Origin of the sequence: Cellulomonas sp. GbtcB1 (assembly GCF_019091725.1) — a bacterium.
Classification (GTDB): domain Bacteria; phylum Actinomycetota; class Actinomycetes; order Actinomycetales; family Cellulomonadaceae; genus Cellulomonas.
Genome location: NZ_JAGXJG010000007.1, coordinates 56,178 through 67,833, shown reverse-complemented (window position 1 = coordinate 67,833; position 11,656 = coordinate 56,178). Strand labels below are relative to the sequence as shown.

At 76.8% G+C, this 11,656-nt stretch carries 16 protein-coding genes and 2 riboswitches; of the genes, 5 read left to right on the top strand and 11 right to left on the bottom strand.

From position 1 onward, the window contains the following. Positions 1 to 11: 11 nt before the first annotated feature. Both KVT14_RS04405 and KVT14_RS04400 read right to left on the bottom strand, forming a co-directional pair. Complete coding sequence (locus tag KVT14_RS04405) at positions 12 to 278, bottom strand: hypothetical protein (protein WP_217614548.1); 267 nt, start codon at positions 276 to 278, stop codon at positions 12 to 14. Then, the gene (locus KVT14_RS04400; protein WP_217614547.1) at positions 275 to 688 is read right to left on the bottom strand and encodes a hypothetical protein; all 414 of its coding nucleotides are present in this window, start codon (positions 686 to 688) and stop codon (positions 275 to 277) included. Before KVT14_RS04400 ends, KVT14_RS04405 begins: the two co-directional genes overlap by 4 nt. A 75-nt stretch (positions 689 to 763) precedes the next feature. Between KVT14_RS04400 and KVT14_RS04395 the strand changes: the two genes are divergently transcribed. Beyond that, the gene (locus KVT14_RS04395; protein WP_217614546.1) at positions 764 to 1,387 is read left to right on the top strand and encodes a pentapeptide repeat-containing protein; all 624 of its coding nucleotides are present in this window, start codon (positions 764 to 766) and stop codon (positions 1,385 to 1,387) included. Between the two features lie 58 nt (positions 1,388 to 1,445). On the opposite strand, the gene KVT14_RS04390 is transcribed toward KVT14_RS04395, so the two are convergent. Then, complete coding sequence (locus tag KVT14_RS04390) at positions 1,446 to 2,825, bottom strand: aminotransferase class V-fold PLP-dependent enzyme (RefSeq protein WP_217614545.1); 1,380 nt, start codon at positions 2,823 to 2,825, stop codon at positions 1,446 to 1,448. 48 nt (positions 2,826 to 2,873) lie between these two features. Next, positions 2,874 to 2,989: riboswitch (SAM riboswitch) on the bottom strand. 117 nt (positions 2,990 to 3,106) lie between these two features. Then, a riboswitch (SAM riboswitch) is annotated at positions 3,107 to 3,209 on the top strand. A 6-nt stretch (positions 3,210 to 3,215) separates the two neighbouring features. Here KVT14_RS04390 and KVT14_RS04385 point away from each other — a divergent pair. The 3 genes from KVT14_RS04385 to KVT14_RS04375 are packed head-to-tail and all read left to right on the top strand — an operon-like array spanning position 3,216 to position 5,097. Further along, positions 3,216 to 3,425, top strand: coding sequence for a DUF1737 domain-containing protein (locus KVT14_RS04385; RefSeq protein WP_147794585.1), 210 nt, complete (start codon positions 3,216 to 3,218; stop codon positions 3,423 to 3,425). After that, positions 3,422 to 3,847, top strand: coding sequence for a rhodanese-like domain-containing protein (locus KVT14_RS04380; protein WP_217614544.1), 426 nt, complete (start codon positions 3,422 to 3,424; stop codon positions 3,845 to 3,847). The genes KVT14_RS04385 and KVT14_RS04380 overlap by 4 nt, the downstream gene beginning before the upstream one ends. After that, positions 3,844 to 5,097: an O-succinylhomoserine sulfhydrylase gene (locus KVT14_RS04375; RefSeq protein WP_308160886.1), complete on the top strand. Its 1,254-nt coding sequence runs from the start codon at positions 3,844 to 3,846 to the stop codon at positions 5,095 to 5,097. Before KVT14_RS04380 ends, KVT14_RS04375 begins: the two co-directional genes overlap by 4 nt. Positions 5,098 to 5,120: 23 nt before the next feature. Here KVT14_RS04375 and KVT14_RS04370 read toward each other — a convergent pair whose 3' ends face one another. From KVT14_RS04370 to KVT14_RS04340, 7 genes are all read right to left on the bottom strand, one after another. Continuing rightward, positions 5,121 to 5,603: a hypothetical protein gene (locus KVT14_RS04370; RefSeq protein ID WP_217614542.1), complete on the bottom strand. Its 483-nt coding sequence runs from the start codon at positions 5,601 to 5,603 to the stop codon at positions 5,121 to 5,123. A gap of 29 nt (positions 5,604 to 5,632) precedes the next feature. After that, a complete protein-coding gene (locus KVT14_RS04365) occupies positions 5,633 to 5,848 on the bottom strand; it encodes a hypothetical protein (RefSeq protein WP_217614541.1) in 216 nt (71 codons plus the stop codon). Between the two features lie 51 nt (positions 5,849 to 5,899). After that, positions 5,900 to 6,352, bottom strand: coding sequence for a hypothetical protein (locus tag KVT14_RS04360; RefSeq protein ID WP_217614540.1), 453 nt, complete (start codon positions 6,350 to 6,352; stop codon positions 5,900 to 5,902). A 197-nt stretch (positions 6,353 to 6,549) separates the two neighbouring features. Then, positions 6,550 to 7,392, bottom strand: coding sequence for a hypothetical protein (locus KVT14_RS04355; RefSeq protein ID WP_217614539.1), 843 nt, complete (start codon positions 7,390 to 7,392; stop codon positions 6,550 to 6,552). A gap of 411 nt (positions 7,393 to 7,803) precedes the next feature. After that, a complete protein-coding gene (gene purQ / locus KVT14_RS04350) occupies positions 7,804 to 8,499 on the bottom strand; it encodes a phosphoribosylformylglycinamidine synthase subunit PurQ (protein WP_217614538.1) in 696 nt (231 codons plus the stop codon). After that, positions 8,499 to 8,786, bottom strand: a complete 288-nt coding sequence (gene purS, locus KVT14_RS04345) for a phosphoribosylformylglycinamidine synthase subunit PurS (RefSeq protein ID WP_154729127.1) — start codon at positions 8,784 to 8,786, stop codon at positions 8,499 to 8,501. Before purS ends, purQ begins: the two co-directional genes overlap by 1 nt. A 78-nt stretch (positions 8,787 to 8,864) precedes the next feature. Then, positions 8,865 to 9,302, bottom strand: a complete 438-nt coding sequence (locus KVT14_RS04340; RefSeq protein ID WP_147794597.1) for a hypothetical protein — start codon at positions 9,300 to 9,302, stop codon at positions 8,865 to 8,867. 207 nt (positions 9,303 to 9,509) lie between these two features. Here KVT14_RS04340 and KVT14_RS04335 point away from each other — a divergent pair, with 207 nt between their 5' ends. Next, positions 9,510 to 10,073: a cysteine hydrolase family protein gene (locus KVT14_RS04335; protein WP_217614537.1), complete on the top strand. Its 564-nt coding sequence runs from the start codon at positions 9,510 to 9,512 to the stop codon at positions 10,071 to 10,073. A gap of 42 nt (positions 10,074 to 10,115) precedes the next feature. On the opposite strand, the gene KVT14_RS04330 is transcribed toward KVT14_RS04335, so the two are convergent. Then, positions 10,116 to 11,600, bottom strand: coding sequence for an amidohydrolase family protein (locus KVT14_RS04330; RefSeq protein ID WP_308160885.1), 1,485 nt, complete (start codon positions 11,598 to 11,600; stop codon positions 10,116 to 10,118). Positions 11,601 to 11,656: the final 56 nt, after the last annotated feature.

The following is an 11,656-nucleotide window of genomic DNA, read 5'->3' as shown; positions in this document are numbered from 1 at the left end:
GTGCGGGGTGCCTAGGTGAACAGGGCGCGGAGCATCCGCCGGATCGGGCCGCCGCGGGTGAGGCGCTCGTACTCGGCGGTCCAGAACCGCTCCATCTCCATCTCGTGCCGGGTCGCCTCCTCCAGCCGCTCGCGTCGCTCGCGGTCGCGGTCCACGGCCTGCTGCCACAGGTCGCCGCCCTCCGACAGCCGCCGGACGTACTCGCGTGCCTCCGCGGCGAACTCCGGGCTCACCGGGCGGCGGCCGCCGCTGCTCGACCGCTGCTGGTCGGGGGTCATCGTCCCGCTCCCTCCGGCTCGGTGATCTGCTCCCACGTTACTGTCGCGAGCGCCGACCGCACAGGGTCGTCTGCGGCCGCGGCCAGCGCCTTGGGCACCGGGCCGAGGGCCTCGTCCTCGGTGCCGTCCAGGCGCTCCACCACCCAGGTGTACGACTCCCACCACTGCGCCCGGCGACGGTCCCGCTCCTGGCCCTCGCGTTCCCGTGACGCGAGCCACGCGGTGTGCCTCCTCGTCGCCACAGCCGCTGCCCGGTCGGCGCGGATCCGTGCCTGCGCCGCGGCAAGACCCAGCATCGCGGCAAGCACGGCCGCCAGCGCCGCCGGCCCCGGGGACAGCAGGAACTCCGCCAGCCACTCGGCCGTCCCGAGCGCCGGCGCCGCCTGCGTCACCGCCGCTCCCGCCGCCATGCCGACCACGCTAGAGGCCCCGGGACCCCGATCGACCGTCGTCCACAGCCGGGTTCGGGGTGCGAGGCTGGACCCATGCCCGCCCCGCGCACCGACCTCCTCGACCCGTACCCCGGCCCTGTCGAGCCCGAGGGCGACTACGACCGCCTCCTGCTCGACGGCCTCGACCTCGCCGGCGCCGACGCGGAGAGCGCCCGGTTCATCAAGTGCCTGCTCCGGGGGTGCGACCTCGATGGGGCGGAGCTCGACCACGCCCACCTCGTCGACACCACGCTCGCCGAGTGCCGGGCGGGGATGCTCCGCGCCCGCTCGGGCACGTGGCGCGACGTCACGCTCGAGGGCTGCCGGCTCGGCGCGCTCGAGGCGTTCGGCGGCTCCTGGGACCGGGTCACGGTCGAGGGCGGCAAGATCGACTACCTCAACCTGCGCGACGCCCGGCTGCAGGACGTCCGCCTCGTCGGCTGCACCATCGGCGACCTCGACCTCGCGGGCGTCCGTGCGGCGCGGGTCCGGCTGGAGGACTGCCGGGTCGGGCGGCTGGACCTGACCCGGGCGCAGCTGAAGGACGTCGACCTGCGCGGCGCGGAGCTCGCCGGCATCGACGGCACCGCCGGCCTGAAGGGCGCGACGATCAGCCAGGCGCAGCTGCTCGACCTGGCGGGCGCGCTGGCGGCGCACCTCGGGGTCGTCGTCCGCTGACGACGCCCCGCGGCCCCGGACGACCCGCCCCCTGCGCGGGCCGCCCGGCGCCGGGTTCTCAGTCCTCGACGGCCGGCCCGCAGGCCGCCGCGGCGGTCGCCGCGATCGCGTCGATGCCGGTCACGGCGGGCCGGGGCCGGGTGTCGTCCGCCACCGTCCAGCAGCCGTCGACGACCTCGTAGGACGCCGCAGGACCCTCGGTGACGTACGCGTGCAGCCCGGCGAGCAGCCGGTCGACCGTCTCCGTGGTCGTCCCGACCCCGACGGAGGCGCGGATCGCCCCGCCCGTCACCCCGACCCGGGCCAGCAGCGGGTGCGCGCAGAACCGCCCGTCCCGCACGCCGATGCCGTGCTCGGCGGACAGGTAGGCGGCCACCAGGCCGGAGTCGTGGTCGCCGAGCGTGAACGCGACCACGCCGACCGGGTCGGTCGAGTCGGACCACAGCCGCAGCACCCGGGCCCCCGGGATCGCGGCCAGCCCGTCGACCAGGCGCTCGCGCAGCGCGCGCTCGTGCTCGACCAGCGCCCCGGCGGGCAGGGCGTCCAGGGCGTCGCACGCCTCCGCCAGCGCGACGGCGCCGAGCACGTTGGGCGACCCGCCCTCGTGCCGCGCGGGCGCCGGCTGCCACAGCGTCCTGTCGGTGCGCACGTCGCGGACGGCGCCGCCGCCGGCCAGGTACGGCGTGCCCGCGTCGAGCCAGTCGCGCCGGCCCACCAGGGCGCCCGCGCCGAACGGCGCGTAGGTCTTGTGCCCGGAGAAGGCGACGTAGTCGACGCCGCTGGCCGCGAGCGAGAACGCCCGGTGCGGCACGAGCTGCGCGCCGTCGACGGCGACGCGGGCGCCGGCCTCCTGCGCGAGGGCGACCACCGAGGCGATCGGCAGCGCCTCGCCCGTGACGTTCGACGCCCCGGTCAGCGTGACGAGCGCGTACGGCTGGCGGGCGAGCTCGGTGCGCAGCGCCGTCAGCGTCTCGGCGACGGTCGACGCCGACGGCAGGATCGTCGCTGTGCGGCCGGAGCCCCGGACCGAGCGCACCCAGGGCAGCAGGTTCGCGTGGTGCTCGACGTCCAGGACGAGCACCCGGCCGCCGTCGGGGACGCAGCCGGCCAGCAGGTTCAGGGCGTCGGTGGTGTTCCGGGTGATCACCGCGACGTCGTCGGGGCGCGCGCCCACGAACCGGGCGACCGTCGCGCGGGACGCCTCGTACAGCGCCGTCGACACCTGGGACAGGTAGCCGGCGCCGCGGTGCACCGACGCGTAGAGCGGCAGCACCTCGACGACGCGGGCGGCGACGGACTCGAGCGCCGGCGCGGAGGCGGCGTAGTCGAGGTTCGCGTACGGCACGGACCGGCCGTCGACCAGAGGGACGCGCGTGTCCCCGCCGACGACGGGCAGCAGGGCGGTCTCGGCACACGAGGTGGTGGCGGTGACGGACATGGGACTACCCCCGAGCGGATCGGTGGGGGCCCGGTCGCCGACCGGGCGACCCCGCGCTTGCCGGCCACCGGTCGGTGGACGGCCAGGTCGTCACCCGGGGCACCCCGCCGCGGAGGGAGGGTTGCCGGCCAGCGAGCCGGGGCTTCGCGCTGGCGCTCATGACCTCGTCCGAGGATGCGGCGGCCCGCGCGCAGGTGTCAACCGTGGTCCACGGTGCGACACGGGTTCACCCGGGCGCGGCCGGGCGGTCATCCTGGTCCGGGCGATGGCGTAGCATCGCCGCACCATCCAGAGCGGCCGAGAGATCTGGCTCGTCGACGCCGCAGCAACCCGCGGACCCCCACCGGGGCCGGCCGAGGGTGCTTCCGCCAGATCCGATGGAGGAGAGGCATGACCGACACCGACGACCGCCTGCGCTACCGCCTGCTGACGGGGCCCGACGACCGCTCGTTCTGCGAGCGGGTCAGCGCCGCCCTGGCCGAGGGTTACGAGCTGCACGGCGGGCCCGCCGCCACCTTCGACGGGGAGCGCGTGATCGTCGCGCAGGCCGTCGTGCTGCCGGCCGCGGCCGCCCCGAGCACCCCGGTGCGCCCGCTGTGACCGCGCCGTACGCGGGTGACCTCACCCCGCAGGAGGCCTGGGACCTGCTGCTGACCGACGAGCGCGCCGTCCTCGTGGACGTCCGCACCGAGGGCGAGTGGCAGACCATCGGCGTCCCCGACACCGCCGACGCCGGCGAGGGCCGCACGGCGTTCGTCGAGTGGACCGACGCGTTCGGCCGGCCCAACCCGGCGTTCCTCGACGGTCTGGCCGCCGCCGGCGTGACCGCGGACGACCCGCGCCCCGTGGTGTTCCTGTGCCGGTCGGGCGTGCGCTCCGTCGCCGCCGCGGTCACCGCGACCGCCGCGGGCCTCGGCCCGGCGTACAACGTGCTCACCGGCTTCGAGGGCGACGTCGGCCCCGACGGCCGCCGGGGCCACCAGGGCTGGCGCGCGGCCGGCCTGCCGTGGCGGGAGGCGTGAGCGCCGCTCCCGGACCGGCGGACTGGCACGACGAGCGGCTTCCCCGGGAGTCCCTGCGCCCCGACACGCTCGCCGTGCGCGGCGGCCACGTCCGCACGCCGTTCCAGGAGACGTCCGAGGCGCTGTTCCTCACGCAGGGCTACGTCTACTCCCGCGCCGCCGACGCCGAGGCGGCGTTCGCGGGCGAGGCCGACCGGTTCCTGTACTCCCGGTACGGCAACCCGACGGTGTCGACATTCGAGGAGCGGCTCCGGCTGCTCGAGGGCGCCGAGGCCTGCTACGCCACGGCGTCCGGCATGTCGGCGGTGTTCACCGCGCTCGCCGCGCTCGTCCGGTCGGGCTCGCGGGTGGTCGCGGCGCGCGCGCTGTTCGGGTCGTCGGTGGTGATCTTCGACGAGATCCTCGCCAAGTGGGGCGTGCGCACCGACTACGTCGACGGCCACGTGCCCGCGCAGTGGGAGGAGGCCCTGTCGACGCCCGCGGACGTGGTGTTCTTCGAGACGCCGTCCAACCCGATGCAGGACCTGGTCGACATCGCCACGGTCAGCCGGCTCGCGCACGCCGCGGGCGCGGTCGTCGTCGTGGACAACGTGTTCGCGACGCCCGTGCTGTCCCGGCCGCTCGACTTCGGCGCCGACGTGGTCGTGTACTCGGCGACCAAGCACATCGACGGCCAGGGACGGGTGCTCGGCGGGGCCATCCTCGGCACCGACGCGTTCGTGCACGGGCCGGTGCAGACGCTGATCCGGAACACCGGGCCGTCGCTGTCGGCGTTCAACGCGTGGGTGCTGCTCAAGGGCCTGGAGACGCTGTCGCTGCGGGTCCGGCACCAGACGGCGTCCGCGCTGGAGCTGGCGACCCGGCTGGAGGGGCATCCGGTGATCGCGCAGGTCCGGTACCCGTACCTGCCCTCGCACCCGCAGCACGCCCTCGCGCTCGCGCAGCAGTCCGGCGGCGGCACGGTGGTGACGCTCGACCTGCGCGTGCCGGAGGGGTCGACGCCCGCGGAGGCCAAGGCGCTGACGTTCGGCGTGCTGGACGCGCTGCGGGTCGTGGACATCTCGAACAACCTCGGCGACGCGAAGTCGCTGGTCACGCACCCGGCGACGACGACGCACCGCAAGCTCGGCCCCGACGGGCGCGCTGCGGTCGGCATCGCGGAGTCGACGGTGCGGCTGTCGGTGGGGCTGGAGGACGTCGACGACCTGGCCGACGACCTGGAGCAGGCCCTCGGGACGCTGGGCGGCTGACGGCGGGGGCGGCCCGGCGGCGGTCACGTCGCCGGGCCGTCCTCCCACGGGCTCGGCAGCGGCGGCAGCGGCGTGATGCGGTCGCTGCGCCGCCACGCGACGACGGCCGCCACCACCAGTGGCGCGCCGGCGGCCACCGCGGCGGCGAGCACCCGCGGGACGGGCACCAGGTCGAGGGGCGCGGAGAACACCGCCTGGGGCCACATCCCGCCGACGGTCGCCACGGCGGCGACCGCGAGCGTGCCCGCCGCAACGACGACCGTACGGGCCCGGGACCCGGGTGGCGGCAGACGCCGGCCCACGGCCAGCACGCCGGCCCCGACCAGCAGCGCGACGGCGAGGCAGGGCACCAGGACCGGCACCAGGGTGATCGCCGTCCAGAAGGCCACGAGCACGAGCCAGTCCGCAAGGCCGAGGTGCCAGCCCAGGACCCCCGCGGCGCGCACCACCGCGAGCCACAGCGGCAGGACGACGCCCAGCAGCGCCCAGTGCCGGAGCCTCGTCACGCGCCGAGGCTACGGACGCGGCCCGGCCGTCAGGGGTCGTTCACTCCGGCGATCACGAGACCGACACCGACCAGCACGAACATCCCCCCGCCGAGCCGCTGCAGGATCATGTGCTGGCGCCGGGTCGGCTCGCCGTGGCGCCTGTACCGCGCGAACCGCGTGCGGTCGAGGCGACCGAGCACCCCTGCCAGCCCGGCGACCGCCGCGACGACGCCGATGACGACGAGCGGCCAGCCGTTCAGCATGGGACCGAGGGTCGCGGAACCCCGGCGTCCTCGCACGTCGGACCCCCGGAATCAGGGGTAGGTGCCCTCGGGCGCCGGACGGCGGGGGCGGTCCCGCTCCGGGCGCCAGCGCGCCCAGGCGGTCGCCGCCGCGAGGGTCAGCGGCAGGCCGACGAGCAGCGCCGACCACCCGAGCACCGCGGGCGCGAACGCCACCGCGACTCCGCCGGTGGCGAGGACCGCGCCCAGGAGGGTCGATCCCACCCCCGTGACCGCGACGGCGACGAGCCGGGCGCGGGGGCGGCGGGGGTCACCGGCCGGCGGCAGGCGGCGTGCGACGGCCAGCACCCCGGCGCCGACCAGGCCGCCCAGCAGCGCGGCGGGCACCGCGCCCAGCAGGAGGATCAGCACCGCGTACCCGAGGAACCCGGCACGGACCTCGGGGTCGCCGGCCCCCGTGAGCGCGACCAGCCACACGGCCAGCAGCAGCACGCCCAGGACCGACCATTGCCACACCCGTGTCATGGGAGCCCACCGTACCGACAGCCACGGTCACGACCGACGGCCGACGGCCCCGAGCCGGGCCTCCCGGGTCGGGCCCTCGCCCGGGCCCTGGGTCGGTGTCGGTGCCGCTGCACGGTGGAAGGTTGTGACGGACACGCCATCGGCGTGTCCGTCACAACCTTCCACCGTCGGGGCCGGCCGGGGTCGGGCGCCGGAGGTCAGGCCACCAGCGCGCGGAGCTCCGCCTCGACCTCGGCGCCGCCGGCCAGGGGGTGCAGGACCACGCCGTCGACGCCCGCGCGCCGGGCCACCTCGCCGACCTCGGCGACGAGCCGGTCCGCGGTCGTGACGACGCGGGTGTCGGCGGGCGCCCACGACAGGCCGGCGAGCGCGTCGAGGTACTCCAGGTGCGACCGCTTGCGGCGGGCGGTGCGCTCGTCACCGGCGAGCACGACCTCCAGGTCGAGCAGCACCCGGACCGCGGACCGGTCGCGGCCGACCTCGGCGAGGGCGTCCTCGACGAGGGCGGCCACCCGGGCGAGCGCCCCGACGGAGGGCACCGCGACGGAGAAGCCGAGCCGGATGGCGTCGGCGGTGCGGGCGGCCACGGCGATCCCCGACTCCGACTCCGGCCGGGCCTCGACGGTCCGCACGCCGTAGGCCGGGGCTCCGACGTGCACGACCGGCGCGCGCTCCGCGTCCGGCGCGGGCCGGTCCGCCGCCGTCGGGGCGCTGGTTCCCACCCGGTTCTCGCGCTGTGCACCCACGGATCGGGCGGCGTCCCGAGGATCCGCGGGGGACCGGAGCGGGGACGCCGAGGCGCGACCGGGGGCCAAGGCCGGGGCGGCGGGTGCCGAGGCCGGCGCGAGGTCCGGGGCGGCGGGGGCGAGGTCCGGGGCGAGGTCCGGGGTGGCGGGCGCGGGGGCCGGGGCGAGGTCCGGGGTGGCGGGCGCGGGGGCCGGGGTGGCGAGCGCGCGGCGGGTCGGGACGACGCGGCGGGCGGCGGCGGGGACGTGACGGGTGGCGACCGCGAGCGCGCGGTCCAGCACGGGCTGAGCCATGGGGGTGGTGTCCTCGGGGTGAGGCGGGTGCGCGGCGAGGGCCGTCCGGCCGCGGGCGCGCGAGGGTGTCAGCTCAGCGACAACACACCCGGCTCAGGAACACGCGGGCAGCCTAACTGCGCCCCGCCGGACGAGGCAGCACCGTGTCCACATCCCGGGCGCACGTGACCGGCCCGGCCCGCCCTGCCCCGGCCCGGCCCCAGCCCGGCCCGGCCCGCGAGTGCACATCCGACACGTCGACTGCCTATCCACTGGGTAGGCAGTGGACGTGTCCGATAGGCACTCGGCGCCGCGGCGGGCGGCAGGAGGGCGGGCAGGCGGCAGGCAGCGGGCGGGCGGCAGCGGGGCGGGCGGCGCCCGGGACGCAGGAGCGCCCCGGACCCGCGGGGTCCGGGGCGCCGGGCGCGCGGGTCAGGAGACGAGCGCGCGCATCACCGAGGTGAAGAACCGCAGGCCGTCCGTGCCCGAGCGCGGGCCGCGGGCGCCGTCCGGGCCGAAGCCCGCCTCGACGGCGTGCTCGGGGTGCGGCATGAGGCCGACGACGTTGCCGCGCGCGTTGCTGATGCCGGCGATCCCGCGGCGCGACCCGTTCGGGTTGACGTCCTCGTAGCGGAACACGACCCGGCCCTCGCCCTCGAGCTCGTCGAGGGTGTGCTCGTCGGCGACGTACTGGCCGTCCTGGTTCTTGAGCGGGATCGTGATCCGCTCGCCCGCGGCGTACTCGCTCGTCCAGGCGGTGTCGGCCCGCTCGACGGACAGCACCTGCTCGCGGCAGACGAAGTGCAGGTGGTCGTTCTTGATCATCGAGCCGGGCAGCAGGTGCGCCTCGGTGAGGACCTGGAAGCCGTTGCAGATGCCGAGCACGGGCATGCCCTTGCCGGCGGCCTCGACGACCTCGCCCATGACGGGCGCGAACCGGCTGATCGCCCCGGCGCGCAGGTAGTCGCCGTAGGAGAACCCGCCGGGCAGGACCACCGCGTCGACGCCGCGCAGGTCCGCGTCGGCGTGCCAGAGCGCGACGGGCTCGGCCCCGGCGAGGCGCACGGCGCGCGCGGCGTCGCGGTCGTCCAGGGTGCCCGGGAAGGTGACGACGCCGATCTTGGTCATCAGGCCAGGCCCTCGGACAGCACGGTCCCGGCCGCGTCGGCCTCGGAGTCGGCCACGCGGACGACGTCCTCGATCACCGGGTTCGACAGCACCTGGGTCGCGGCCTCGGCGGCAGCGGCCAGCACCTCGGGGGTGACCGGGCCGTCGACCTCGAGCTCGAACCGCTTGCCCTGGCGGACGGAGGTGAACTGGCCGAAACCGAGCCGCGGCAGCGCCCCGGCGACGGCCTTGCCCTGCGGGTCGAGGATCTCCGGCTTGGGCATCACATCGACGACGACTCGTCCCACGGGTGAGCTCCCTGGTTCGCGGCGGTGGGGATGGTCACAGCGTACCGATCCCGCGGGGTGCCTCCGCGCGCGCGTCCGTCAGGCGGCGCGGACCACTCCGACGTGCGCGTTCCCGCCGCCGGTCAGGTAGGCCATGATCGCCGGGTTGTCCGAGGTGGCGAGGTCGGTCGAGTAGCCGACGACGACCACGGCCCAGCCGCGGTCCAGCAGCGCGTCCAGCCAGGCGTCGTCGTGCTCGGCCGCGAGCTCGGTCTCGTCCCCGACCCAGAGCGTCGCCCAGCCGCCGGCGGCGGTGAGGGACGCGCGGTAGTCGTCGACCTCGCGCAGCGCCGCGGCGTCGGTGTCGGACAGGCCCAGCGCGGCGGCGTACCGCTCGAGCCGCGGCACGACCCCGGGCTCGCGGCGGGTCGGGTGCACGACCCAGCACGCGACGGGGCGGCCGTCCCGGGGGTGGTACCCGAGAGCGGTGCGGCCGCCGATGCCGTGGGGGGCGAGGACGTGCAGGTCAGAGTGCATATGTGCGGGGACGTTACGACCCGGTAGCCCGCGTGTCCTGGGACGTCTGGGTGGTAGCACCCACCCCCGTTGGGCGGACCACCCGATCGGTCGACGCCGTCCGGGTGGGTGGGCGTCACCCGGGGGGCGTGCCGTGGCAGGGGATCGACGGAGAACGGCGCCCACGCCACTGTCGGGCCCGGCCGCTCGACCAGCACGATTCCCCCCATGGACCTCTCCCCCGACGCCGCCCTGGTCGTGATCGACGTGCAGCAGGGCTTCGACGACGCCGCCTTCTGGGGCCGGCGCGACAACCCCGACGCCGAGCGGAACATCGGCGCCCTCGTCGACGCGTGGCGGCGCACCGGCCGCCCGGTCGTGGTCGTGCAGCACGCCTCCCGGACCTCGCCGCCCCTGCACGCCGGCACGCCCGGCTACGAGCTCAAGCCCGTCGTCGCCGGCGTCGAGGCCGCGCTGCACGTCACGAAGTCGGTGAACTCGGCGTTCTACGGCGAGCCGGACCTGCACGCGTGGCTGACCGGTGCCGGGATCCGGCAGCTCGTGCTCTGCGGCATCCAGACCAACATGTGCGTCGAGACCACCGCGCGGATGGCCGGGAACCTCGGCTACGACGTGCTGCTGCCGATCGACGCCGCGCACACCTTCGACCTCGCGGGCCCCGACGGCGCGGTGCTGTCCGCGGAGGACCTGACCCGCGCGACGGCCACCAGCCTGCACGGCGGCGGGTTCGCCCGCGTGGTGCGGACGGCGGAGGTGGTCGCCGAGGCCTGAGGGCAGCGCCGGACCCTGCCGGGTGGCCGGGCCCGGCCGTCGTCAGAACGCCCGGTGCGTCCAGCGGCCGCCCAGCAGCGTCCCCGCGACCGGCATCTCGCGCAGCGGCGCCCCCGCGGACAGCGGGTCGGCGTCGAGCACCGCCAGGTCGGCCGGCGCCCCGACCGCGAGCGTCAGCGGCTGCCCGTCCACCGACGACCGCAGCGCGGTGAGCAGGTCGAGCCGCTGCTCCGGGTGCCACGGCTCGCGCCCGTCCCGGGTCCGCTCGACGGCCGCGGACACGGCGACCCACGGGTCCAGCGGGGCGACCGGCGCGTCCGAGCCGAGCACCAGCTCGACGCCCGCGGCGGCGAGCGAGGCCAGCGCGAACGCCCGCCCGGTGCGCCCGGCCCAGTGCCGGTCGGCGACGTCGCGGTCGTCCATCGCGTGCTCGGGCTGCACGGAGGCCACCACGCCGAGCGCGGCGAACCGCGCCACGTCGGCGTCGGTGAGCAGCTGGGCGTGCTCGACGGACCCGCGGGCGCCGGACGCGGCGAACGCGTCCAGGGCCAGGGTGTTCGCGTGGTCGCCGATCGCGTGGATGGCGCAGGTCAGGCCCTTGCGGGTCGCGTGCGCCATGAGCGGGACCAGGTGCTCGGGCGGCACGGACAGCACGCCGTGCGCGTCGGCGCCGGACAGGCCCGGGTACGGGTCGTGGCAGAACGCGGTGCGGGTGTTGAGCGACCCGTCCGTCACCACCTTGAGCGGGCCCTGCTGGAGCAGCCCGCCGGTGCCGACGACCACGTCGCCGGAACGCAGCTCCTCGGCCAGCACGCGGTCCAGGTACGGCTCCCAGACGCCCGCGCGGACCCGGAGCGCGTCGTTGCCCGCGGCGATCCGGCGGCGCCACGGCGTGAGGTTCTCGGTGATCTCGAGCTCGACCACGCCCACCACGCCCCGCGCGGCGGCCGCCCGGGACGCCTCGGCCACCCACGCGTCGGCGACGTCGTCCCGTACGTGGTCGACGACGCTGGTCAGCGGCAGCCACTCGGCCTCGCGCAGCAGCCCGGTCGGGTGAGCGGGCACGCCCGCGTACCGCAGGCCGGCGGTGCTGAACCAGGCGCAGTGCAGGTCGCCGGACACCAGGATCACCGGCACGTCGCCGACCGCGGCGTCGAGCAGCTCCGCGGTGGGGGCGTCCGGCCACAGCCCGTCGCGGAACCCGTAGCCGACCAGCGCGGTGCCCGGGGTGAGCGGCCGCGCGGCGAGCCGGTCGAGCACGATCCGGATCGCGTGCGCCGCGGAGGTCGCGGCCGAGACGTCGAGCCGCTGCCGGGCGAGCGCCCACTGCGTCATGTGGGTGTGCGCGTCCCAGAGGCCCGGCATGACGGTGCGACCGCCGAGGTCGACCTGCTCGACGCCCGCGCCGGCGCCGCGCGCGAGGTCCGGCCCGACGGCGTGCACCCGGCCGTCGCGCAGCAGCACGTCGACGGTGCGGGCGGCGCCCACCAGGCGGGCGTGGGTCAGGACGAGCGGTGCGGTGCTCACGGCGGTGGGTCTCCGTTCGGGAGGAGGGCCGGCGGCGACGCGGGCCCGGGTCATGC

Coding starts and splice junctions, on each gene's coding strand:
- purQ (WP_217614538.1), bottom strand. CDS start 8,499: ATGACCAAGATCGGCGTCGTCACCTTCCCGGGCACCCTGGACGACCGC.
- KVT14_RS04340 (WP_147794597.1), bottom strand. CDS start 9,302: ATGCACTCTGACCTGCACGTCCTCGCCCCCCACGGCATCGGCGGCCGC.
- KVT14_RS04335 (WP_217614537.1), top strand. CDS start 9,510: ATGGACCTCTCCCCCGACGCCGCCCTGGTCGTGATCGACGTGCAGCAG.
- KVT14_RS04405 (WP_217614548.1), bottom strand. CDS start 278: ATGACCCCCGACCAGCAGCGGTCGAGCAGCGGCGGCCGCCGCCCGGTG.
- KVT14_RS04365 (WP_217614541.1), bottom strand. CDS start 5,848: ATGCTGAACGGCTGGCCGCTCGTCGTCATCGGCGTCGTCGCGGCGGTC.
- KVT14_RS04360 (WP_217614540.1), bottom strand. CDS start 6,352: ATGACACGGGTGTGGCAATGGTCGGTCCTGGGCGTGCTGCTGCTGGCC.
- KVT14_RS04390 (WP_217614545.1), bottom strand. CDS start 2,825: ATGTCCGTCACCGCCACCACCTCGTGTGCCGAGACCGCCCTGCTGCCC.
- KVT14_RS04395 (WP_217614546.1), top strand. CDS start 764: ATGCCCGCCCCGCGCACCGACCTCCTCGACCCGTACCCCGGCCCTGTC.
- KVT14_RS04385 (WP_147794585.1), top strand. CDS start 3,216: ATGACCGACACCGACGACCGCCTGCGCTACCGCCTGCTGACGGGGCCC.
- KVT14_RS04400 (WP_217614547.1), bottom strand. CDS start 688: ATGGCGGCGGGAGCGGCGGTGACGCAGGCGGCGCCGGCGCTCGGGACG.
- KVT14_RS04355 (WP_217614539.1), bottom strand. CDS start 7,392: ATGGCTCAGCCCGTGCTGGACCGCGCGCTCGCGGTCGCCACCCGTCAC.